This window comes from Streptomyces sp. E2N166 (assembly GCF_003671715.1).
Classification (GTDB): domain Bacteria; phylum Actinomycetota; class Actinomycetes; order Streptomycetales; family Streptomycetaceae; genus Streptomyces; species Streptomyces thinghirensis.
In genome coordinates, this window is record NZ_RAIF01000027.1 from 61,845 (window position 1) to 82,814 (window position 20,970).

General features: G+C 70.1%; 20 protein-coding genes and 3 pseudogenes. 12 read left to right on the plus strand and 11 right to left on the minus strand.

The features are described 5' to 3' along the window. On the plus strand, positions 1 to 2,643 hold a 2,643-nt coding region (locus tag EBH09_RS20735), incomplete at its 5' end, for an AAA family ATPase (RefSeq protein ID WP_121748491.1). On the opposite strand, the gene EBH09_RS20740 is transcribed toward EBH09_RS20735, so the two are convergent. Beyond that, positions 2,637 to 3,260 carry a TetR/AcrR family transcriptional regulator gene (locus EBH09_RS20740; protein ID WP_121748492.1) on the minus strand — a complete coding sequence of 208 codons (624 nt, stop codon included), beginning with the start codon at positions 3,258 to 3,260 and terminating at the stop codon, positions 2,637 to 2,639. The two genes, EBH09_RS20735 and EBH09_RS20740, sit on opposite strands and share 7 nt — an antisense overlap. Before the next feature lie 116 nt (positions 3,261 to 3,376). On the opposite strand from EBH09_RS20740, the gene EBH09_RS20745 reads away from it, so the two are divergent. Beyond that, positions 3,377 to 4,198, plus strand: a complete 822-nt coding sequence (locus tag EBH09_RS20745; protein ID WP_121748493.1) for an SDR family NAD(P)-dependent oxidoreductase — start codon at positions 3,377 to 3,379, stop codon at positions 4,196 to 4,198. A gap of 627 nt (positions 4,199 to 4,825) precedes the next feature. Here EBH09_RS20745 and EBH09_RS20755 read toward each other — a convergent pair. The 3 genes from EBH09_RS20755 to EBH09_RS20760 form a co-directional block, all read right to left on the minus strand. Continuing rightward, positions 4,826 to 6,172: a glycosyltransferase family 2 protein gene (locus EBH09_RS20755; RefSeq protein WP_238697382.1), complete on the minus strand. Its 1,347-nt coding sequence runs from the start codon at positions 6,170 to 6,172 to the stop codon at positions 4,826 to 4,828. A gap of 70 nt (positions 6,173 to 6,242) precedes the next feature. Beyond that, the gene (locus EBH09_RS37935; protein WP_193776445.1) at positions 6,243 to 6,404 is read right to left on the minus strand and encodes a hypothetical protein; all 162 of its coding nucleotides are present in this window, start codon (positions 6,402 to 6,404) and stop codon (positions 6,243 to 6,245) included. 147 nt (positions 6,405 to 6,551) lie between these two features. Then, positions 6,552 to 7,148 carry an isochorismatase family protein gene (locus EBH09_RS20760; RefSeq protein WP_121748494.1) on the minus strand — a complete coding sequence of 199 codons (597 nt, stop codon included), beginning with the start codon at positions 7,146 to 7,148 and terminating at the stop codon, positions 6,552 to 6,554. Positions 7,149 to 7,263: 115 nt separating this feature from the next. Here EBH09_RS20760 and EBH09_RS20765 point away from each other — a divergent pair. Next, positions 7,264 to 7,437: pseudogene (locus tag EBH09_RS20765) on the plus strand (urease accessory protein UreG); the annotation flags it as partial. A gap of 179 nt (positions 7,438 to 7,616) precedes the next feature. On the opposite strand, the pseudogene EBH09_RS20770 reads toward EBH09_RS20765, so the two are convergent. Both EBH09_RS20770 and EBH09_RS20775 read right to left on the minus strand, forming a co-directional pair. Next, positions 7,617 to 7,886 (minus strand): annotated as a pseudogene (locus EBH09_RS20770) (GTP-binding protein); the annotation flags it as partial. A gap of 29 nt (positions 7,887 to 7,915) precedes the next feature. Further along, positions 7,916 to 8,599, minus strand: a complete 684-nt coding sequence (locus tag EBH09_RS20775; RefSeq protein ID WP_121748495.1) for an urease accessory UreF family protein — start codon at positions 8,597 to 8,599, stop codon at positions 7,916 to 7,918. A gap of 220 nt (positions 8,600 to 8,819) precedes the next feature. Here EBH09_RS20775 and EBH09_RS39100 point away from each other — a divergent pair. Further along, a pseudogene (locus EBH09_RS39100) lies at positions 8,820 to 8,983 on the plus strand (site-specific integrase); the annotation flags it as partial. Positions 8,984 to 9,149: 166 nt separating this feature from the next. Further along, entirely contained in the window at positions 9,150 to 9,530 is a 381-nt protein-coding gene (locus tag EBH09_RS20785; protein ID WP_121748496.1) for a DUF393 domain-containing protein, read from the plus strand. 43 nt (positions 9,531 to 9,573) lie between these two features. Here the strand turns inward: EBH09_RS20785 and EBH09_RS20790 are convergent, their stop codons facing one another. The 3 genes from EBH09_RS20790 to EBH09_RS20800 are packed head-to-tail and all read right to left on the minus strand — an operon-like array spanning position 9,574 to position 12,771. Beyond that, positions 9,574 to 10,659, minus strand: coding sequence for an HTTM domain-containing protein (locus EBH09_RS20790; RefSeq protein WP_121748497.1), 1,086 nt, complete (start codon positions 10,657 to 10,659; stop codon positions 9,574 to 9,576). Further along, the gene (locus tag EBH09_RS20795) at positions 10,649 to 11,473 is read right to left on the minus strand and encodes a DUF5819 family protein (protein WP_238697383.1); all 825 of its coding nucleotides are present in this window, start codon (positions 11,471 to 11,473) and stop codon (positions 10,649 to 10,651) included. The genes EBH09_RS20790 and EBH09_RS20795 overlap by 11 nt, the downstream gene beginning before the upstream one ends. Before the next feature lie 35 nt (positions 11,474 to 11,508). Beyond that, on the minus strand, positions 11,509 to 12,771 hold the full coding sequence (locus EBH09_RS20800; protein ID WP_121748499.1) for an ice-binding family protein: 1,263 nt from the start codon (positions 12,769 to 12,771) through the stop codon (positions 11,509 to 11,511). Positions 12,772 to 13,178: 407 nt separating this feature from the next. Between EBH09_RS20800 and EBH09_RS20805 the strand changes: the two genes are divergently transcribed. Together EBH09_RS20805 and EBH09_RS20810 are read left to right on the plus strand one after the other, a co-directional pair. Beyond that, a complete protein-coding gene (locus EBH09_RS20805) occupies positions 13,179 to 13,610 on the plus strand; it encodes an Asp23/Gls24 family envelope stress response protein (protein ID WP_121748500.1) in 432 nt (143 codons plus the stop codon). Between the two features lie 38 nt (positions 13,611 to 13,648). Further along, a complete protein-coding gene (locus EBH09_RS20810) occupies positions 13,649 to 13,876 on the plus strand; it encodes a hypothetical protein (protein ID WP_121748671.1) in 228 nt (75 codons plus the stop codon). 13 nt (positions 13,877 to 13,889) lie between these two features. Here EBH09_RS20810 and EBH09_RS20815 read toward each other — a convergent pair whose 3' ends face one another. Both EBH09_RS20815 and EBH09_RS20820 read right to left on the minus strand, forming a co-directional pair. Beyond that, entirely contained in the window at positions 13,890 to 14,762 is an 873-nt protein-coding gene (locus EBH09_RS20815; protein WP_121748501.1) for a helix-turn-helix transcriptional regulator, read from the minus strand. 294 nt (positions 14,763 to 15,056) lie between these two features. Further along, complete coding sequence (locus EBH09_RS20820) at positions 15,057 to 15,494, minus strand: hypothetical protein (protein WP_003974483.1); 438 nt, start codon at positions 15,492 to 15,494, stop codon at positions 15,057 to 15,059. 518 nt (positions 15,495 to 16,012) lie between these two features. Here EBH09_RS20820 and hemL point away from each other — a divergent pair. From hemL to EBH09_RS20850, 5 genes are all read left to right on the plus strand, one after another. Next, the gene (gene hemL / locus EBH09_RS20830) at positions 16,013 to 17,329 is read left to right on the plus strand and encodes a glutamate-1-semialdehyde 2,1-aminomutase (RefSeq protein WP_121748503.1); all 1,317 of its coding nucleotides are present in this window, start codon (positions 16,013 to 16,015) and stop codon (positions 17,327 to 17,329) included. A gap of 38 nt (positions 17,330 to 17,367) precedes the next feature. Beyond that, the gene (locus tag EBH09_RS20835; protein ID WP_121748672.1) at positions 17,368 to 18,015 is read left to right on the plus strand and encodes a histidine phosphatase family protein; all 648 of its coding nucleotides are present in this window, start codon (positions 17,368 to 17,370) and stop codon (positions 18,013 to 18,015) included. 149 nt (positions 18,016 to 18,164) lie between these two features. Then, positions 18,165 to 19,454 (plus strand): hypothetical protein, encoded by a 1,290-nt coding sequence (locus tag EBH09_RS20840; RefSeq protein ID WP_121748504.1) that lies wholly within the window; start codon positions 18,165 to 18,167, stop codon positions 19,452 to 19,454. A gap of 66 nt (positions 19,455 to 19,520) precedes the next feature. After that, complete coding sequence (locus EBH09_RS20845; protein WP_121748505.1) at positions 19,521 to 20,198, plus strand: TlpA disulfide reductase family protein; 678 nt, start codon at positions 19,521 to 19,523, stop codon at positions 20,196 to 20,198. Position 20,199: 1 nt separating this feature from the next. Then, positions 20,200 to 20,970: a cytochrome c biogenesis protein CcdA gene (locus EBH09_RS20850; RefSeq protein ID WP_193776446.1), complete on the plus strand. Its 771-nt coding sequence runs from the start codon at positions 20,200 to 20,202 to the stop codon at positions 20,968 to 20,970.

Genomic DNA, 20,970 nt, shown 5'->3' on the forward strand with positions numbered 1-20,970 from the left:
GCCCGCCGCGCCGAGCGCCTGGCGGACTCGGCGGCCCGGGTCCTGCGGACGGTGGTCCGCCGCGCCGCGACGCTCGCCGACCCGGACGCCGTGACGACCTTCTTCACCTCCGACCCGATGCCCGCGAAGGTGCGCCGCACCGCGACGGAACTGCGGGAACTGGGCGACCCGGTGCGCGCCGAGGAGCTCGACGGCCGCCTCGACGCCGCCCGCCAGGAGGCGTCCCGCGCCCTGCGCGACCGCGCCGACCTGTACGCCGACGACGGCCGCACCCTGCGCCTGGGCGGCCATCGCTTCGCCGTCAACACCCAGCCCCTCGACCTCACCCTCGTCCCCGACGGCGACGGCCTGGCCTTCGCCGTGACCGGCACCGACCACCGGTTCCCGGTCACCGACCCGGACTTCTCCGGCACCCGCCCCTACTGGGACCGGCTCCTGCCGTCCGAGTCACCCGAGGTCTACCGCGCCGAACACCTCGCCGCCCGCCTGTTCGACGCACACGGACCGGCGGCCCTCGCCCAGACCGACGACCTGGCCACCCTGGTACGGGGCGCGGCGGAGGAGGCGTACGACGAGGGCTACGAGCGGGGCGTCCACGACCACGACGCCACCCTGATCCTGACCGCCCTGCTGCGCCTGCACGAGGCCGCCGGTCCGCTGTGCCACGAGCCCGCCGCCCGCGCCGCCGCCCAGCTGTTCTGGGCACACGGCACGACGGACCGGGCGCGGGGCGACTGGCAGCGGCGCGCGGTCTCCCTGGCCCGTGCCCGGGACACCTTCGGGCTCGCGCCCGCCATCGCCGACCTGCGAGGAGAACTGGCGCAGGCCATCGGAGGGGAGAACGCGGAGGCCGGCGCCGCCTACCTCTTCGAGGAGCTGACCACCGGCCCCGACGGCTTCGTCCTCGGTGCCGCCACCCGCACCCTGCTGGAGAAGTTCCGCCGCACGGTGGGCGGTCCCGCCTACGACGAGGACCTCACCGCCCTCGCCGACCCGGCCGCGCGCCGCCAGCTCGTCGAGGCGTGGCTCACCGCGTACACCACGTCCACCGGCGCGGACACCACGCCCGGCGACCTGGCGGAAGCGGTGGCCGCCGAACTCTGCCCGGACCTGCCCCGCTACGCGTGCGACGCCCCGCTGACGGAGACCGTGCGGGGCCTGCTCGGCACCCACCCGCGTATCACCGGCCGTACCCTCACGGTCCGTGTCGACGAACTCCTCGCCCGCACCCGCGCCTTCCGCGCCCACGACGTGCCCGGCCACCGTGCCTACCAGCGCCGCCGCGGTGCCCTGGTGGCCGCCGAGCGGTCCCGGCTGCGCCTGGACGAGTACCGCCCACGCGTGATGTCGGACTTCGTCCGCAACCGGCTCATCGACGAGGTGTACCTCCCGCTGGTCGGCGACAGCCTCGCCAAACAGCTCGGCACCACGGACCCCGCACACCGCACCGGCACCGGCGGAATGCTCCTGCTGGTCTCCCCGCCCGGGTACGGCAAGACGACGCTCATGGAGTACGTCGCCGACCGCCTCGGCCTCATGCTGGTGAAGATCAGCGGCCCGGCGCTCGGGCACGCCGTCACCTCGCTCGACCCGGCCGAGGCCCCCAACGCCACCGCCCGCCAGGAGGTCGAGAAGATCAACTTCGCGCTGGGCGCGGGCAGCAACACCCTCCTGCACCTCGACGACATCCAGCACACCTCGCCCGAGCTGCTCCAGAAGTTCATCCCGCTGTGCGACGCCACCCGCCGCGTCGACGGCGTGCGGGACGGCGAGCCCCACACCTACGACCTGCGCGGGAAGCGCTTCGCCGTGTGCATGGCCGGCAACCCCTACACCGAGTCCGGCAGCCGTTTCCAGGTCCCCGACATGCTCGCCAACCGCGCCGACGTCTGGAACCTCGGCGACGTCCTCACCGGCAAGCAGGACACCTTCGCGCTGAGCTTCGTCGAGAACGCCCTCACCGCCAACCCGGTCCTCGCCCCGCTCGCCGGGCGCGACCGCGCCGACCTCGACCTGCTGCTCCGCCTCGCCGAGGGCGACACGTCGGCCCGGACGGACCGGCTCACCCACCCCTACGCCCCGGCGGAACTGGAACGAGTCCTCTCCGTCCTGCGCCACCTGCTCACCGCTCGCGCGACGGTCCTCGCCGTGAACGCCGCCTACATCGCCTCCGCGGCCCGGACGGACGCCGCCCGCACCGAGCCGCCCTTCCGGCTCCAGGGCTCGTACCGCAACATGCGCAAGATCGCCCAGCGGATCCAGCCGGTCATGAACAGCGCCGAACTCTCCGCGCTGATCGAGGACCACTACCGGGCCGAGGCCCAGACCCTCACCGCGGGAGCGGAGGAGAACCTGCTGAAGCTGGCGGAACTGCGCGGGACACTCACCGGCGGACAGTCGGCCCGCTGGGCCGAGGTACGGGCCGCCTACGTCCGCGGCCGGGACCTCGGTGGCCCGGAGGACGACCAGCCGGCCCGCGCCGTTGCCGCCCTCGGTCTCCTCGCCGACCGCATCGCCGCCGTCGGGACGGCGATCGACCGCGCCGCCGGACCGCCGCACCGTCCGACCGGCGCGCACGCCCGGCACGCGACAGCGGAGAAGCCACCGGCCGGCGCCCCGCCGAACGGGCCGGGTGCTCAGTGAGCCGACCGCGCTCCTGTTCCGGGGCCGAAAGCTCTGAGTGTCGCGTCGACAAGTGAATCCGCGTACGCGGCCGTCAACGGACGGCTACGGTGCAACCAACTCTGGAAGAGCGGCGCGTAGAGCATTTCCAGGGCCAAGTCGAGGTCGGCGTCGAGGGCGAGCTGGCCCGCCTTCTGGGCGCTGCGCAGGCGGGCCTTCTTCGCCTCGTCCAGCGGCCGGGCCAGCTTCTCGCGGTACTCGGCCGCCAGTGCGGCGTCGTTGGCGATCTCGGTGTTGAGAGCGCGGATCAGCTTGTCGAACGAGGGGTCGGCGAACTCCTCGACCGTGGCGCGCATGACGAGCTTGAGGTCGGCCTGGAGGTCGCCGGTGTCCGGCAGCGTGACCGACTGCCCGTCCGCGTCCTCGCTCAGAGCCAGCAGGGCGGCGAAGACGACCGCGCTTTTCGACGGCCACCGCCGATAGATCGTCTGCTTGCCGACGCCGGCGCGGGCGGCGATGGCTTCGACCGTGACCTTCTCGTACGTCTCCTCGGTGACCAGGGCGCGGGCGGCCGCCAGGATCGCCTGCCGGGACCGTTCCTTGCGCCGGGAGTGGTCCGGCCCCTTCTCGTTGGACATGCGTCCAGCCTACCCAGAAAACGAAACGAGACGAGCCGTATTGAAGTATCCGGAGCGGTGCCCTAGCCTCGAAAGGAACCGAGACGTATCGTTTTATTTGCTAGGGGTGACGCGTCATGACGGACGCAAGGGTTTGGCTCATCACTGGCGCGTCCCGCGGCCTGGGGCGAGCTTTCACCGAGGCCGCCCTGGCAGGCGGCGACCGCGTGGTGGGTGCCGCCCGCGACGTCGGTCCTCTGGAGGAACTGGCCGACGAGTACCCCGACCACCTGCTTCCACTGCCCTTGGACGTCGCCGACCGCCGAGGGGTGTTCGACGCGGTGGAGCGGGCGGCGGCCGCCTTCGGGAGGCTGGACGTCGTCGTCAACAACGCCGGCGCGATGCTCTACGGCATGGTGGAGGAGGCCACGGAGGAGCAGATCCGGGCGCATATGGATGTGAACTTCTTCGGGGCCGTGTGGGTGGCTCAGGCGGTCCTTCCGCACCTGCGTGCCCAGGGTGGCGGGCGGCTCCTCCAGGTCACCTCGATGGGCAGCGGCGGCGGCATGGCCACCGTCGGCTACTACGGTGCGGGCAAGGCCGCGCTGGACTCGGTGAGCGAGGCACTCGCGATGGAGGTCGAAGGGTTCGGTGTCAAGGTCACCATCGTGCAGATGGGCGGCTACAACACCGGCTTGTTCACCGCCGGCACCACGAACACCGAACCCCTGGCGCGGTATCAGCCCCTGCGCGCCGAGATGGAGGCGATGTGGGGCGATGCCGTGGCCCCGGAACCGGACACCGCCGCCCCGGTCGTCATGGAGCTGGCCGCACTGCCGAACCCGCCCCGACGACTGATAGTCGGCAGCCAGTCCTTCGATCACGTCCTGGAGATGGACCGGGCCCAAGCGGATCTGTACCGGTCCTGGGAGCACCTCAGCCGTATCGCTCCGGGCTGATCGGGCCCGCCTCCCGAGGTGGAGTCGGCATCCCGGTCGTCTTCGAGGAAAGCGCCTGTACGACCGCTGTCACATCTGGGGAAACGCGACCTCCGGTCGATCGGCCGCGGGACCGTCGAGCGAGGGGAACGAGATCCGGGCACTCCTGCCGTTCCCGCACGGACAGCGCCGTCACGCAGGACAGTCTTCTCCACGTCCTCCAGCATGAACGCGTTGTGCGCGAACCCGACGCCGCTGCCGATGTCCTCGCGGGTGTGGCCGGGGTAGGCGCCCCACGGTGTGTGTCCGAGGAGGAAACCGAAGGCAGACCAGCAGTCGACGCCCAGTGTGCCGTGTCGCAGCGCGGCGGCGCCCATGAAGCCGCGCCGAGCGTCTGCGAGGTCTCGTGTGTCGGCGAAGGGGAGGCGCTTGGCCCGGCCCTCCTCGACGGGATGCAGGATCGTGGCAGTCAACGGTCAACCGGGTGAACCTGCTTGCCATGCTTCTCGCTGAGGGTACGGGCGGGGCTCCCGGCGTAGGCCGCCCGCCCGACAGCTCCGGGATCTTTTCGACCAGGGGCATCAGACGGGCTCGCAGGAAGCCGCGAAGGCGGCGGACCCGCCCCCGCCCGTGACCACCGCGCACAGGTCACCGGGCGGGAGCCACGTGTACCTCCACCCGGGAGCGGGTGCCCCAGCTGCCGATCTGCCAGCAGGTCGCCATGGCGTACAGGTACAGGGGGCGGAGCACCATCAGCCGCCACAGTCCGGCAACAGGGGAGAGTGCGAACATGAGGACCTGATGCCCCAGCGTCTCGTCGGTTCTCCGGATGGCGAACAGGCGCAGGCTGACGAGGTAGTTCATGGCGCAGCCGAGAATCAGCGTGTACCAGGCCAGCGATCCGGACTGCGCACGCAGGTGAGGGGTGACGAGAACACCCACGGGCACGAGCAGGGCCAGGATGAGGTGGGCGTACTCGACCACAGGCATCCAGAAGGCCAGCGAGCGCACCGGCATGTGACGCAGCCACCACAGGTGCCGCACGGTGGTACCGCGCATCCAGCGCAGTTGCTGACGGAAGTAGTGCCGCGCCCTGTCCGGTACGAGGGTGAAGCACACGGCGGACGGCTGGTGCACCGTCCGGCCCGCCAAGCGCGCGTACATGGTCAGCATGGAGTCGTCGTTCATCTGCATCGGAACACCGCGGAAGGTCTCCCGCTCGTAGACCCCGGCGTGCTCGCGCACGACGTCGGCACGGTAGAAGGCGAGTGTGCCGGAGTTGATCAGCACGGAGCCGAGTACGGACTGCGCGCTGCGCAGGCCCCGGGTGAAGGGGATGTACAACACCGTCGTGAGCCGGGTCAGGAGATTGGTCTTCGAGTTGAGCGGGACGACGAGTCCCGCCACGGACTGCACCCGGGGATCGGCGAACGGCTTCAGCCCTTCCGCCACCGCCTGCTCGTCGAGAACGGAGTCGCTGTCCAGGGTGACGAAGACATCGGCGTCGTCCTCGCAGAGCACGTGCATCTGGGCCCACCGCTTGCCGCGGTTGGGAGTCCGGTCCCAGGTTGCCTCGATGCCGTGCCTCTTGGCATGGCGGAGGAGAAAAGCGCGTTCGGCGTCGTAGAGCAGCGGTTCGCCCGTAGCGCCGTCGACAGAGCCGTCGTCGACGACACGCACCCGCTGCACCGGGCGGGCCTGGGCGAACACCGACTCCAGACAGGCTCGGAGAGCCTGCGGGTCCTCGTTGTACACGGGAATCTGGACGGTCACCCGCAGTCCGTCGATACCTGGCCGCTCGGATTCCGTGACGGTGGCCGGACGCTCCAGCCAGCAGATGGGCAGCCACCACAGCAGCAGGAAGGACACCAGCCAGACGAAACCCAGACCCGGATCGGCGTTGCCGCGCCACAGGGTGAGTTCCAGCAGATGCCAGACGGCCCAGCCGACGACGACCGCGAAGGGCAATCCACCGAGGGCACCTCTGCTGCCCACCCGGACGTACCGTGCTCCGGGCAGACGGAGCCCGGCCTGGCCCCCTTCGGCCCGCAAGGAGGCCTGATCCCTACGCCTCATCCGCACTCTTGCCCCGGCGGAACGTGGTCCGGACAAGGAGCGCGCCCCCGAGCGTGAGGGCGAAGGCAACGGCCACCAGCCATGTCTGCCCCAGCGCGATGCCGAACAGGGACAGGCCGGAGCCTGTCGTGGCCAGTTCGTCGTAGCTCATTCCACAACCTCTCGATCAGGTTACTTTGTGACATAAAGTAACTTCCGATAATTATCGGACCTGGTATTGGTGAGCGAGTGTCGCGGCACGAGCGGGTACCGACAGGCGGCCGGGGGCGGCATCCGCACCGCGAGGCGATCGACCTCGCTAAGCCTCCGCGACCACCGGCGTGCCGGTCAGTTCGACCCCCGCTCGCCGGAGTTCGCCGCGGGCCTGCTCGATCGTGTCGTGGTTCACGCCGGCGGTCAGGTCCAGCAGGACTCGGGTGGTGAATCCCGCTGCGGTGGCGTCCAGGGCGGTGGCCTTCACGCAGTGGTCGGTGGCGATTCCGACGACGTCCACGGCCGTGACGCCCTGCTCCCGCAGCCACGCGGTCATCCCCGTCCCGTCTTCGGCGGCGCCTTCGAAACCGCTGTAGGCGGCCTCGTAGGCGCCCTTGTAGAAGACGGCATCGACGGCTCCGGCATGTACGGCGGGGAGGAAGTCCGGGTGGAGGTCGGAGCCTTGGGTGCCGGCCACGCAGTGCACGGGCCAGGAGGTCTTGAAGTCGGGGGTGTCGGAGAAGTGGTCCCCGGGGTCGATGTGGTGGTCGCGGGTTGCCACGACGTGCTGGTACCCGGCCTCCGCCGCGCGCTCGGCCAGGTCACGCACCTTCACGGCGATCTCGGCGCCACCGGCCACGGCGACACTGCCGCCCTCGCAGAAGTCGTTCTGCACGTCCACCACGATCAGTGCTCGTCCCATGTTCCTGTCCTTCGGTTCGGTGTTCACGTCGTTCACGGATCTACTGCTCGCCTTCGGCTTCCGGCCGCTGTGTGCCGTAGACGTGGGCGAGGGCGGTGTCCAGGAGGTGGCGCAGCTGGCCCCCTACGTCGGCGTCGACCTGGACAGCATGAGGGCCGACACCCGCAAGCAGCGCAAGGACCTGCCGTACGCCTTCACCAGCCTCACCAGCACCGACGGCGTCCAGCCGGTCGCCGACTGGGTCACCGGCTGCCTCGCCGCCTGGCACGCCGACGGATCCACCCGGTGAACGTCAGCGCCGCGTAGACACCGGCCTTGATCGGTTCGCCGGCCGGCGCACCCCTCCGCGCCGACGGTGGAGCGCACGGCCGGCGCTCCGCCGACCCCGCCCCGGCACACCCGTCCGGAGTCACCGCCACCGCCCGCATCCGGGCCGCCCACAACGGCCGCGCCACGACGGTCCCCCTACTCCACAGCGACGGTCCCTTCCACCGGCGGCAGGACGGCCTCGCGGCGCAGGAAGGCGGCGTCCTCCTGGGTGTAGATGTCGTTGGTGACCACGGCGATGGAGAGCCGGTCGCGCAGGGTGCGGCACAGGGCGGCCACGGTCGCGGTCTTGCCCGAGCCGACGGGCCCGCCGAAGCCGATGCGCAGGGCGCGGCGGCTGCCGTCGGCGAGCAGTGGTTCGGCGCTGTGGGTGTGGCGGTGCGGCATGGTCACGGGGTGGTCGAGATGCACGGGATGCTCCAGGCAACGGTCAGGGCTGGTCAGGAGGCGAAGAGCCGGACGGTCCAGGCGGCGTGCTGCTCACTGGTGATGTCCAGCAGGGGAGCGGAGGCGGCGGGAAGGGCGGTGAGCCCCTCCGTCACCGCCCTTCCCGCCGCGTCGGCCGCGGTGTCGGCGACGGTGTCGAGTTCGTCGGCGAGCCGCGCCAGTACGCCGGTGGCGTCGAAGGGGTCAAGGCTCAGCAGGCGCACCGCGGCGGTCGCCGGACCGCCCACGCTCTCGTAGGCGGCGGCCTGTGCGGCGTCGAGCGGGGTGAGTCCGGCGGCGCGTGTGGTGACGCCGAGCACGACCGGCTGGTGGGCGCCCTGGGGCCGGTGGCGGGCGAGGCGGTCGAGGTCGGTGCTGGGCCAGGTGGCCCGGGCCGCGCGCATCAGCTGCCGGCCCAGACGGCGTGAGATGCGGCGCAGTGCCGGTACGGGGGTGCGGGTGTCGGCGGCCTCGTCGAGGGCGAGGGCGTCGTAGCCGTCGGCGGCGGCTGCGGCGAGGCCGGCCGCGACCAGTCCTGCGGTGTGCAGCCGCCCCCGGCAGAACGCCTCCAGGCTCGCGGTGTCATGGACCCGGCGGGAGGCGACGGCGGCCTCCATCCCGCCGGAATGGGCGTGCCCGCCGGCGGGGAAACGGCCGTCGGCCAGCAAGCGCTCCTGCTCATGCGGAGTCAGATGCATGCTGGTCCCCCTTTCCTGGTCGTCGGGACCGATCATGAGAGTGGGAGGAGTCAATAGGCGGCGAGAACCGTGTGATCGACCCTGATGGGATGAACCGGAATCGCAGGGTGCGTGCGGGGCGCGTGGGCGGACCGTGTGGCGTGCCCGCGCGCGGAGCGGTCAGCATCCTCGGCATGGCCGTGGAGGGCGGGCCGCTGCCGAAGTGCCCGTGCGGGTCGACAACCGCAGCGTCTTCCACATGGGTGCCTGGAAGCGAGCCCTGGCCGCCGCCGGCGTGATTCCGCCCCGCGTGCGGAGGGCGAGGCATCTCCAGGCGGCCCCGGAGGACGGCATGCACGCCCCCGGCACGCGTACGCCTCCGTGCTCCTGGACGCGGGGGAGAGTACTGGAGTCCCGGTACCTGCGCGCGGTGATCGGCGATGACGCGTGTCGGCCTGGGGAGGGTGAGGCAAGGCTCGTCAAGCCGCGTCGGCTCGTGAGGATGAACCACGGGAAGCTCTGTCGGTCGGCCTCTTCCGGCCGACTGTCCTGGTAGGGCAGGATTACTGCAATGCTGACCCGACCTGTACTGGTTTACGACGGTGACTGCCGATTCTGCACGACGTCAGTCACCTTCCTCGAACGCCTGCTGCGTCCCGACTGCTCCATCACCCCGTGGCAGTTCGCGGATCTGGCCTCTCTGGGTGCCGCTCAGCGCCGGGCCGAGTACGAGGCGTTGTGGATCACTCCCACCGGGGCTGTGTACGGCGGTGCGCAGGCAGTAGCCAGGCTGTTGCTGCGGGCGGGTAAGGGCTGGGCCGTTCTCGGCGCGTTGCTCACCCTGCCGCCGTTTCGCTGGGTTGCGCACGGCGTCTACAGGATCGTCGCGGACAACCGTGACCGCCTGCCGGGCGGGACCGCGGCCTGCGCCCTCCCCGTGGGCCGCCGCTGACGGCGGCCTGCCGGCGCCGCCCTGTCCGCCCGTCCGTCAACCGTCACCGCAGGTTCGAGCCGAGGGTCTCGGGCCTGGCCTGCGGAGGCACGGCCCCACCTCCCGCCTCCCCGCGGGGCCGCGGCAGCCGTACGCCGAGCCGCCGTGCCGTACGGCGCCCCAGGCGGGGCAGTGAGCTGTAGAAGCGGTCGGGCAGGAACACGGCGTCCGCGATGATCATGGCGCCCGAGAAGACAGGCAGACCCAGCAGGACCGCGATGCCGGCGTGCATGCCCAGCAGGAGTACGAGGACCGGGTACTTGAGCCTGCCGAACAGTACGAAGGGGAAGGCGACCTGGGTGAGAACGGTCAGGTAGCCGATGGCCGCGATGGCGAGAGGGTACTGGTCCAGGAGGTGGGAGAGTTCCGGCCACGGCTGGAAGAGTTCGAGGTGCAGTACGTAGTGGAGTGCCGTGCCGTCGGCCCAGTACGAGCCCTGGACCTTGTACAGGCCGGCCGATCCGTACAGGAAGCAGACCTGCGCCGCGATGATGAACACGCCGCAGTTGTGCACCACGGTGGTGAGGGTGACGCGGGCGTCCCGGAGCTGCCGCATGGTTGGGCTGAGGCTCTTCGAGCGGGTCGCTGCACCGGCCGTGCGATCCGCCGTGCGTCGCTCTCGGCGTGCGTCCAGGGACCAGCGTCGGCCGCACGCGGTGAGCACGAGGTACAGGGACATCAGGAGGACCAGGTTGTCGCCTCCGTCCGTCATGAAGATCGACCGGGCGTGGAACGACGTCACCACGACGGCGAACGCGATGGACGTGGCCCGGGTCCGCCAGCCGAGCATGAACAGCGTGGACGTCATGAGAGCCACCCCGTAGCACAGCTCGAAGTAAGCGCGGCTGTCCGACAGGAGCAGGAAGCTGTACCAGCCGGTCTGGTCGAAGAGCTGCGCGGCCAGCGTGGGGGTCCACGGGGAGCCGGGGCCCCAGATCTCGTGGCGGTGCGGGAATTCGCGGAGCAGGAAGACCAGGTAAAGCAGTCCGTAGCCGATGCGCAGCACCGACGTGGCGTACAGGGATACCGGCCGGCCGGTGACGAGCTTGATTGCCGCAGCGGGTGGCTTGCGCAGCTGCTCACTTCCCATGAGAGGTCACCTTCCACCAGGGCAGGAGTCGGTTCTCGACAGGTTTCGGCGGTCTGTCCGCGGCGTTGGAGCCGGGCGCCGCGACGGGGAGCGTGATGACGCGGAGCTGGATGAAGTCGATGTCGTGGCCGCTGTCGTCGCGGTGCTCGGTGATGCGGTCCGCGGCGATGTTGTTCAGGTATTTCTGGATCATCACGGCTCGTTCCGTGCGTGCCGTGTCGTCCTTCCCATGGGTCTCGGTGTAGGTGGCCCAGGCACGGCGCAGGAGGTTCTGTGCCGTGTGGCTGGGGAACGCCTGGTGTTCGACGGCCTCGCTGTCCACGGCCGACAGGTCGAACCACGGACTGACCTGCATGGCCCCTTGGGGGCCGGCGTTCGCGGTTCTCGCCAGGACCTGCCGGTTGACGGAGTCGGGATTGGGCGCGAATAGTCGCCAGTTCTGTTCGAAGAGCGGGTAGACCCATGCGTCGATGTGCTGGCTGTACCGTCTGGAGACGGGATTGGGCGGTGCCACATGGAAGAAGACGAGCACGACGTGGGCCAGAGTCGCGGTCAGGCAGAGGAACACGGTCGTGTGCAGTGCCGCTTTCAGCACGCGCACGCCTACGAGGCGTGGTCCGGCCGCGCCTGATCCACCGCGGATTTTCCGCGGCGGCTCGGAGTCGGACTGCTCACGTTCCTGCACGTCCGCTTGTTCGATTCGGCTGGACACCGCCCACCTTGCCTTCATGTCTGCTGTCCGTGATCGGTATTCATGGGGAGACGCGGAGGCGGCGCGCGGCGGAATCGAGGTGATTCCGCCGCGCGCCGTCATCCGGTGAAGGGGCTCATCGCAACCCGATGGGCTGCCTAGTTCTTGGCTTCCTCGTGTTCCGCGCTCTTCGGCGCGTCGCCGTAGCCGTAGCTGCCGGGGAACTCCTCGGGCCCCATGCCGTAACCGTGGTCCGGCTTGCTGGGCATTCCCCCGTGTCCCTTGCCGGGCTTGCCGCCATCGTCATGGCCGGTCCCGTGGCCGTCACCGGGCTTGCCGCCATGACCGTCCCCGTGGCCGGGTCCACCGGGCTTGCCGTCGTGACCGCCGGTGGCGTTTCCGGAGGTGTTGCCCGAGGTGTTTCCGGCGGTGACGTCGTTCCCACCGGTGTTCCCGGCGGTGTTGCCCGCCGTGTTGCCCGCCGTGTTGCCGGCGGTGTTCCCGGAGGTGGTCCCCACGGTGCCCCCGCCGGTGACGAGCGGCCCGCCCAGGAGGCCGCCGCCGATCAGGCCGACGGTGGTGCCGGTGGTCGTACCGGTCGTGGTACCGGTGGTCGTACCGGTCGTGGTCCCGGTCGTCGTGCCGGTGGTGGTACCGGACGTGGTGCCGGAGGTCGCGGTGGAGCAGTTGCCCGGGAAGATCCTGTTGTTGTCGAGCGTCACGGCGCCGTTACGGGCCAGCGCCCGGCCCTCGATGTTCGTCCCCGTGTTCACGCTGATCGAGGTCAGCGCCATGAGCGTGCCGACGAAGGTCGAGTCGGTGCCGAGCGTGGCCGAACTTCCGATCTGCCAGTACACGTTGCATGCCGAGGCGCCGTTCGTGAGCAGCACCCTGCTGGAGGAGGCCGTCGTCAGGGCCTCGGGGATCTGGAACACCCAGACGGCGTTCGGGTTCCCGCCGGCGTTCAGGACCAGGTCTCCGGTGAGTCCCACACCGGACGAAGCGGTGTAGACGCCCGGGAGCAGGGTCTGGCCGGCACCGATTCCCGCCGCGAGATCGAAGTCGGTGGCCTGGCTCGCGGCGTTGTTGTACGCCGTGACGAGGTCGCTCTTGGCGTTGTTGGCTACCTGGTCCGCCGCGTGCACGGCACCGAGCACCTGGCCCGGCGGAAACCCGGTGATGGCAGTCCCCGGACTCACCCCGAGATCCTGACTGAGCAGTGAGGGACCGGTGTTGGTGACCTCGGAACCTGCCAGAACCGAGAAACTGGCAGCCGTGCCCAGGGGCACGGGTGTCGCGATCGCCTGCGCCGGCGTCGGCACGACAGCGACCATTACAGCGGCAACCGTCGCGGCGAGGCCCGTGGTCAGCCATCCGGTCCAAGCGCGGTATCCGGCTGCCTTGGGGATTTTCAGCTTCATTCGAGAGGCCATTCCCTGTGGAGGGGCCGTGGGCTGCCGGGCTTTGGTTTCTGCCCGGGGAGCCTGGAGAATTGGTGGAATATTACGCAGAAATGTGCGCAAGCAGCATTCATTGCAGGCGGGTTGTACGCAGTCGAATTTTCAGCACTCCAATGCGCGCAAGTATTCTTCAATTCGTATTTACGGTTGAAGGGGCCGACTGCCCGGAAGTAATCGCCCCGGCGGTGCGCGCCGCGGTACGGCCCGCACCGGGCTGACCGGGCGGAGGGTCGCCTGGTCGATGCTTTGTGCGCCGTCGGCGTAAGCGCGCTGCGCTCTCCTTTTCGGTCGCCAGTTCGAGATGGAAAGGGTGAAAAGGTTATAATTCGACCAAGGAGCGCTGGGCCTCGTGAGGGAGGAGCATCCCGATGACTGAGAACACCGGCGTGAGGCGTGGCGGAGCGCCCGGTTCCCGCGGCCGGACGACCATCGCCGACGTAGTGGTGACGAAGATCGCCGGAATGGCGGCCCGTGAGGTGTCCGGCGTCCATGCTCTGGGCAGTGGGGCGGCCCGCGCGAGGGGATCCATGCGGGAACGAGTGCCGGGTGCCGGTAGTGGCAGATCCGCCACGCGCGGGGTCGGCGTCGAGGTCGGAGAGCTGCAGGCGGCCGTTGATCTGGAGATCGTCGTCGACTACGGCATCCCGATCACGGACGTGGCCGGTGCGGTGCGGGAGAACGTGATCTCTGCGGTGGAGCGGATGGCGGGCCGGGAAGTCGTGGAAGTCAACATCCTGGTCAGCGACGTGAAACTGCCCGATGAGGACGAGGAAGAGGGAGAGGGCCCGCGGGTTCGGTAGGCGGGCGGAGGTCGTCGGCGGTGGCGAAGGAGCATGTGATGAGCAGAGCCGTGGTGGGCCTGATGGCGGGGATGGCGCTGGGGTTCGCCGCCTATTTCGGAGACTTCCGGGCGTTTCTGCTGGTACTGGGCCTGGGTGTGGTCGGTCTCGTGGCCGGGCGGTTGATGGAAGGTGATCTCGGGCCCGGCGACTTCGTCCGCCGCCGAGACCGGCAGGAGCGCATCCGTGACGACCGGCGACGTTCGCGCGGGGACTGGCTGCGGTGACCCGGGGAACCGCTCAGGGGCGGTCCACCACGTCGATGTACCTCTTGATGAGGTCGTTGATGAGGTCGCGCGTTCGGTCAGGACTGAGGGCCTGGGCCTGGAGGTGGTCGTACAGCACGCCGTAGTGCTGTACGTCGGACGGCTTCTCCAGACAGAGATCGCTGGTGTGCCGCTCCAGGCACACCACTCCCGCCGCCGGGGTGTCGGCGAAGCGCAGGATGGAGAACTGTCCCGACAGGCCCGGGTGGGCCCCTGCTTCGTAGGGGATGACCTGCACCGTGATGTGCGGCTCGGTGGCGAGTGCGTTCAGGTGATCCAGTTGTTCACGCATGATGTCGGGACTGCCGACGACACGGTGCAGCGTCGATTCGTCCAGGACGGCCCACAGACGCAGCGGGCGAGCCGGGTCGTAGACCCGATGCTGACGACGCAACCGCACGTTGAGGCGCGCGGCCGCCTGTTCCGCGGTGAGTCGGGGAATGGTTTCCTCGATGACCGTGGTGGCGTAGGCGGGGGTCTGCAGCAGTGCGGGGATGACCAGGGACTCGTAAGTGTGGAGGGAGGTGGCGTCCGTCTCCAGGGCGATGTACACGCTCTGGGGGATGTCGCCGTAGGAGTGCCACCAGCCCTGCTGTCCGGACTCGTGGGCCATCCGCATGAGTGAGTCGACGACCTGCGGGTCCGTCACTCCGTAGATCGTGCACAGATCGCGCACGTCGCGGGGTTTGATGGCGCGGTTGCCGTTCTCCATATGGCTGACCTTGGGCTGGGAGACCATGAGTCGCTCTGCCACCTCGGAGCCCTTCAGCCCACTGGCCTGGCGAAGCCGACGCAGCTCGGCACCCAGGCGGCGTCTCCTGACGGTGGGGTTGGCGTTCGCCGTCACGAGCGGTCTCCCTCCTGCTCCAAGTCATCGTGCTGGCCCGCAGATTGCCATGGTCCAGGACTTGTGGAACGGGCGCCGTGCCGACCTGTTCCGGGACAGTCGAAATGGAATCTGCCCTTGTAATGTGCCGCACAGGCGAAGGTTCCGGCTGCACGTTGCAGCAGTGCCCTCCCGGAAGCCGAAGCCGAAGCCGAAGCCGAAGCGAGAGCAGAGGAGGCGGAGCCGACGGCGCCCCTGCCCACATGGAAGAGGGCGGGGCCCGAAGACCCCGCCCGCCCCTCACGAAACCCCAGCTCAGGGCCACACCAGGCAGTACGGCTGGTGCCCCGCCTCGTGCAGCCGGTGGCTGAAGTCCTGCCACTCGTGCAGCAACTGGTACACGTTGAACGCGTCCCGGGGCCCGCCCCGGTCCGGCACCGTCGACCAGATGAAGGCTGCCGCGCCGACCGCTTCCTCGCCGATGCCGCGCAGGGGGTCGACGACGGTCATCGGGAGTTTCACGACCGCGTAGTCGGGGTGCAGGACGACCAGTTCCAGCGGCGGGACCTTGTGCAGGGGGACGCCCTCGATGCCGGTGAGGACCATGGCGGCCATGGTCTCCGGCTTGATCTTGGTGAACATGCCGTTCATCCCGAGCTCGTCGCCGCCGAGTTCCTCGGGGCGCATCGAGATCGGGACGCGGGCCGCGGTCGCGCCGTCGGGCGCGCCGAAGTACTTGTAGGTCACCCCCACCCGACCACCATTCCTGCTCCCCGCCCCCAGCCGGTCGGCCCGCTCCTGGAACCGGTCGGGTTCGCTCGGCGTGCCGTGAGTCTGACGTGCTTCGGTCGATTCCTCCGCCTCGCGTCGGTGTTTTCCCCGCCGGGCACGTCGAGGACCCAGGTCGTCGGTCCCCTCGCCCAGTCCGCCACCGCGATGCATATCTCCACCCGACTGCTTTTCTAGGACGCGTGGCCCCCGCCGCGCAACCCGATCATCGTGTCAGTGACCTCCCCCACGGCCGCTCGCCGAAACGTGCCGTGAAACATATGTCCGTCATATGTCCCGGGGTGGCCGGCGGCCCCTCTCCGCGCCGCCTGTGTGAGCTGCGCGGACGGGCTCCAGTCTGGCAGACGGCGCGGCGGTCGGGGCGGTTGTCTACCCTGAATGAGGTCACCCCGGGCAACCAGAGGTCGGGCGGGGTCCGAGAGGGTCCGTAGCGGAGTCCGATACGTCGGAGAAGGTCGAGAAGGTCGGAGAAGTCGCAGGTCATGAGCGAACTGGCATATCCATACGAAGCACCGGCCTCGCAGGCTCTGTTCGACCGCGCGGCGGCCGTCACGCCCGGCGGCGTGAACTCCCCGGTGCGGGCCTTCCGTGCCGTGGGCGGCACGCCCCGGTTCATGGTGTCCGGCACCGGGCCGTACCTGACCGACGCCGACGGCCGGGAGTACGTCGACCTGGTCTGCTCCTGGGGACCGATGATCCTCGGGCACGCCCACCCCGAGGTGATCGCCGCCGTGCAGGACGCGGTCGCGCGCGGGACGTCCTTCGGCACGCCCGCCGAGGGAGAGGTCGCTCTCGCGGAGGCGATGGTCGACCGGGTCGCCCCGCTGGAGCAGGTACGGCTGGTGTCCAGCGGGACCGAGGCCACCATGTCGGCCATCCGGCTGGCCCGAGGGTTCACACGGCGCACCAAGGTGATCAAGTTCGCCGGGTGTTACCACGGTCACGTCGACTCGCTGCTCGCCGCCGCCGGTTCCGGTCTCGCCACCTTCGCGCTGCCCGACACTCCCGGTGTCACCGGCGCCCAGGCGAGCGACACGATCGTGCTGCCGTACAACGACATCGACGCCGTGCACGCCGCCTTCGCCGCCCACCCCGGCGAGATCGCCTGCGTGATCACGGAGGCCTCGCCCGGCAACATGGGCGTCGTGCCGCCGCTGCCCGGGTTCAACCAGGGGCTGAAGGACGCGTGCGCGGCGGGCGGCGCGCTCTTCGTCTCCGACGAGGTCATGACCGGATTCCGGACCAGCCGCGCCGGCTGGTACGGCGTCGAGGGCGTCGTCCCCGATCTGATGACCTTCGGGAAGGTCATGGGGGGCGGGTTCCCCGCCGCCGCGTTCGGCGGGCGGGCCGATGTCATGGCGCACCTCGCGCCGGCGGGGCCCGTCTACCAGGCCGGCACCCTCTCCGGCAACCCGGTCGCCACCGCCGCCGGGCTCGCCCAGCTGCGGCTCCTCGACGAGGCGGCGTACGACAAGATCAACGCCACCTCCCTCCAGATCCAGGCCCTCGTCACCGAGGCGCTCGGCAAGGAGGGCGTCGCGCACACGCTGCAGACGGCCTCCAACATGTTCTCCGTCTTCTTCACCGACGGCCCGGTGCGGAACTACGAGGACGCCAAGGCGCAGGAGTCCTTCCGGTTCACCGCCTTCTTCCACTCGCTGCTGGAGAACGGCGTCTATCTGCCGCCGTCCTCCTTCGAGTCCTGGTTCGTGTCCACCGCGCACGACGAGCGGGCCGTCCAGCGCATCGCCGACGCCCTCCCGGCGGCGGCCCGCGCGGCTGCGGAGGCGACCGCGTGAGCCACGACACCGACCAGGAGCTGACCGTCGTCCACGTGATGCGGCACGGCGAGGTCGAGAACCCCACCGGCGTCCTCTACGGCCGGCTGCCCGGCTACCACCTCTCCGAGCTGGGCCGGCGCATGGCCGACCGGGTCGCCGAGCACCTCGCCCCGCGCGACGTCACCTACGTCGTGGCCTCCCCGCTGGAGCGGGCCCAGGAGACGGCGACGCCGATCGCCAAGGCGCACGGACTCGACCTCGGCACCGACGCCCGGCTCATCGAGGCCGACAACGTCTTCCAGGGCAAGACCTTCGGCATCGGCGACGGCGCGCTGCGCCGGCCCGCCAACTGGAAGCACGTGGTCAACCCGTTCAAGCCGTCCTGGGGCGAGCCCTACGTCGACCAGGTCGTGCGGATGATGGGCGCGCTGGACGCGGCCCGGGACCGGGCTCGCGGACACGAGGCCGTGGTCGTCAGCCACCAGCTGCCGATCTGGACCCTGCGGTCGTACGTCGAACGGCGGCGTCTGTGGCACGACCCGCGCAAGCGGCAGTGCACGCTGGCGTCCCTGACGACGTTCACGTACCGGGGCGACCGGATCGTGTCCGTCGGCTACACCGAGCCCGCCCGTGACCTCGTCCCGGCCCACCTCCTCGCCGGAGCCAAGCCGGTGAAGGGACAGGGCAAGGCGTACGGGGCCTGACGGCCGGTCCGACGGCCGGTCGGCCCCCCACTCGCGCAACTGCCCATACGTGACGCTCGTTACGGAATCCGCACAGATATCCGGAACCCGCACGTTCGTCACGTCCTCTGACTGGGTGACCACCAGAGGACGTGACGAACGAGGTTGCGATGCGCACTTCCACCCGCACTCTCACCCGCAGGGGGATGCTCGGACTCGGCGCGGGAGCCGCGGCCGCGGCCGGGCTCGCGGGCTGCGGTACCGGCTCTCACACATCGTCGGACGGCTCCCACGAGGCGGGCGGTTCCGGGAAGCCCTCGCCTTCGGGCAGCGGCAAGGCCCCGGCCCGGCCCATCGGCGACGGCTCCACGTCGTACACCGGCAGGCAGCCGCACCAGCCGGACGCGCCCGTGCCGCTGGAGCCCGGCGAGACGCCCCCGCAGTTCGTCGTCTTCTCCTGGGACGGGGCGGGGGAGGTCGGCAACGGGCTCTTCCCGCGCTTCCTCGACCTCGCCCGCGAGCACGGCGCGCACATGACCTTCTTCCTCTCGGGCCTGTATCTGCTGCCCGAGTCGAAGAAGCGCCTCTACGAGCCGCCGAACAACCCGCGTGGTGCCTCCGACATCGGCTACCTCACCGACGCCCACATCAAGGACACGCTCACCAACGTCCGCCGGGCCTGGCTGGACGGGCACGAGATCGGCACCCACTTCAACGGGCACTTCTGCGGCGGCGGCGGCTCGGTCGGGAACTGGACGCCGGCGCAGTGGCGCAGCGAGATCGACCAGGCGAAGTCCTTCGTGAAGGAGTGGCGCACCAACACCGGCTGGACCGGCCTGCCGTCCCTGCCCTTCGACTACGACAAGGAACTCGTCGGCGGCCGCACGCCCTGTCTGCTCGGCCAGGACAAGCTGCTGCCGACCGCCCGCGAGCTCGGCTGGCGCTACGACGCCTCCTCGCCCGGCGGCCGTCAGGTGTGGCCGGCGAAGAAGGACGGGATCTGGGACCTGCCGTTGCAGCAGATACCTTTCCCCGGACACTCCTTCGAGGTCCTCTCGATGGACTACAACATCCTCGCCAACCAGTCGGTCAACTCGACGAAGGCGCCCGCACACAACTACCCGGGCTGGCGCGAACAGGCCACGAACTCGTACATATCGGGCTTCAAGCGGGCGTACGAGTCGAACCGGGCGCCCTTCTTCATCGGGAACCACTTCGAGGAGTGGAACGGCGGCATCTACATGGACGCCGTCGAGAACGCGCTCAAGCACATCGCGCGGGAGAAGGAGAAGGGCGAGGACATCCGGCTCGTCTCCTTCCGCCAGTTCTCCGACTGGCTGGACGTGCAGAAGCCGGAAGTGCTGGCCAAGCTCCGTACCGTCGAGGTCGGACAGCAGCCGGCCGGCGGCTGGAAGGCCTTCCTGAAGGAGGCACCGGTTTCCTCCGGAAACGCCGCCTGAAATGCGGGTTTCCGCCCGTGAGGGGGGTGCGCAAGATCCCCGGAACGGACATGCGAAACTTTTCACATGAGTGCCGCCAGCCGCGCCCCCCTGCGCTCGAACCGCACCGCCGCCCGCGCCCGTCGCCGCGTCGCCCTGACCGCCGGCGCCGCCGCGGTCGCGCTGCTCGCCACCGCCTGCGGCTCCGGCGGCACCTCGGGCGGCGGAGGCAACACCGGCTTCGTCACCGGCGCGGACGGCATCTCCACCGTGGACAAGGGTGAGCGGGCCGACGCCCCCGACCTGTCCGGCGAGACGGTCGACGGGGGACACGTGGACGTCGACGACTACAAGGGCAAGGTCGTCGTGCTCAACGTGTGGGGCTCCTGGTGCCCGCCCTGCCGCGCCGAGGCCAAGAACTTCGAGAAGGTCTACCAGGACGTCAAGGACCAGGGCGTCCAGTTCGTCGGCATCAACACCCGGGACACGTCCACCGGCCCGGCCCGCGCCTTCGAGAAGGAGTTCGGGGTCAGCTACCCGAGCCTGTACGACCCGGCCGGCAAGCTGATGCTCCGCTTCGAGAAGGGCACGCTCAACCCGCAGGCCATCCCCTCCACGCTCGTCATCGACCGGGAGGGCAAGGTCGCCGCGCGCACTCTCCAGGCGCTGAGCGAGGACAAGCTCCGCAAGATGCTGGAGCCGTTCCTCACAGACGGATCCGGCGAGTCCGCCGAGTCCGCGAAGTCCGGCGAGTCGGGGAAGTGACGTGAGCGCACTGTCCACGCTCGCCGTGGCGGGCACCAACGGCACCGTGCTCAACGGCGCCCTGCTGGTGGCCCTGCCCATCGCGTTGCTCGGCGGCCTCGTCTCCTTCTTCTCACCCTGCGTCCTGCCGCTCGTCCCCGGCTACCTCTCCTACGTGACCGGGGTCACCGGCACCGATCTGGCCGAGGCCCGGCGCGGCCGGATGGTCGCGGGCGCGTCGCTCTTCGTCCTCGGCTTCACCGCCGTCTTCGTCTCCAGCGGTGCGCTGTTCGGCTACTTCGGCCAGACGCTCCAGGAGAGCCAGGGCGTCCTGACCAAGGTGCTGGGCGTCTTCATGATCCTCATGGGCGTCTTCTTCATGGGCCTGATGCCCTGGCTCACCCAGCGCGAGTTCCGCTTCCACAAGAAGCCCGTGAACGGCCTGATCGGCGCCCCCGTGCTGGGCGCGCTGTTCGGCATCGGCTGGACGCCCTGCATCGGCCCGACCCTCGCGTCCGTCCTGGCGCTCTCCGCCGACCAGGGCACCGCCGGCCGCGGCGCCATACTGACCGTCGCCTACTGCGTCGGCCTGGGCGTGCCCTTCGTGCTCGCCGCGGTCGCCTTCCGCAAGGCGCTCGGCGCCTTCGGCTGGATCAAGCGCCACTATGTCTGGGTGATGCGGGTCGGCGGCATCATGATGATCGCGACCGGGCTGCTGCTCCTCACCGGCGTGTGGGACAGCATCGTGCAGGACATGCAGACCTGGTCCAACGGCTTCACTGTAGGGATCTGA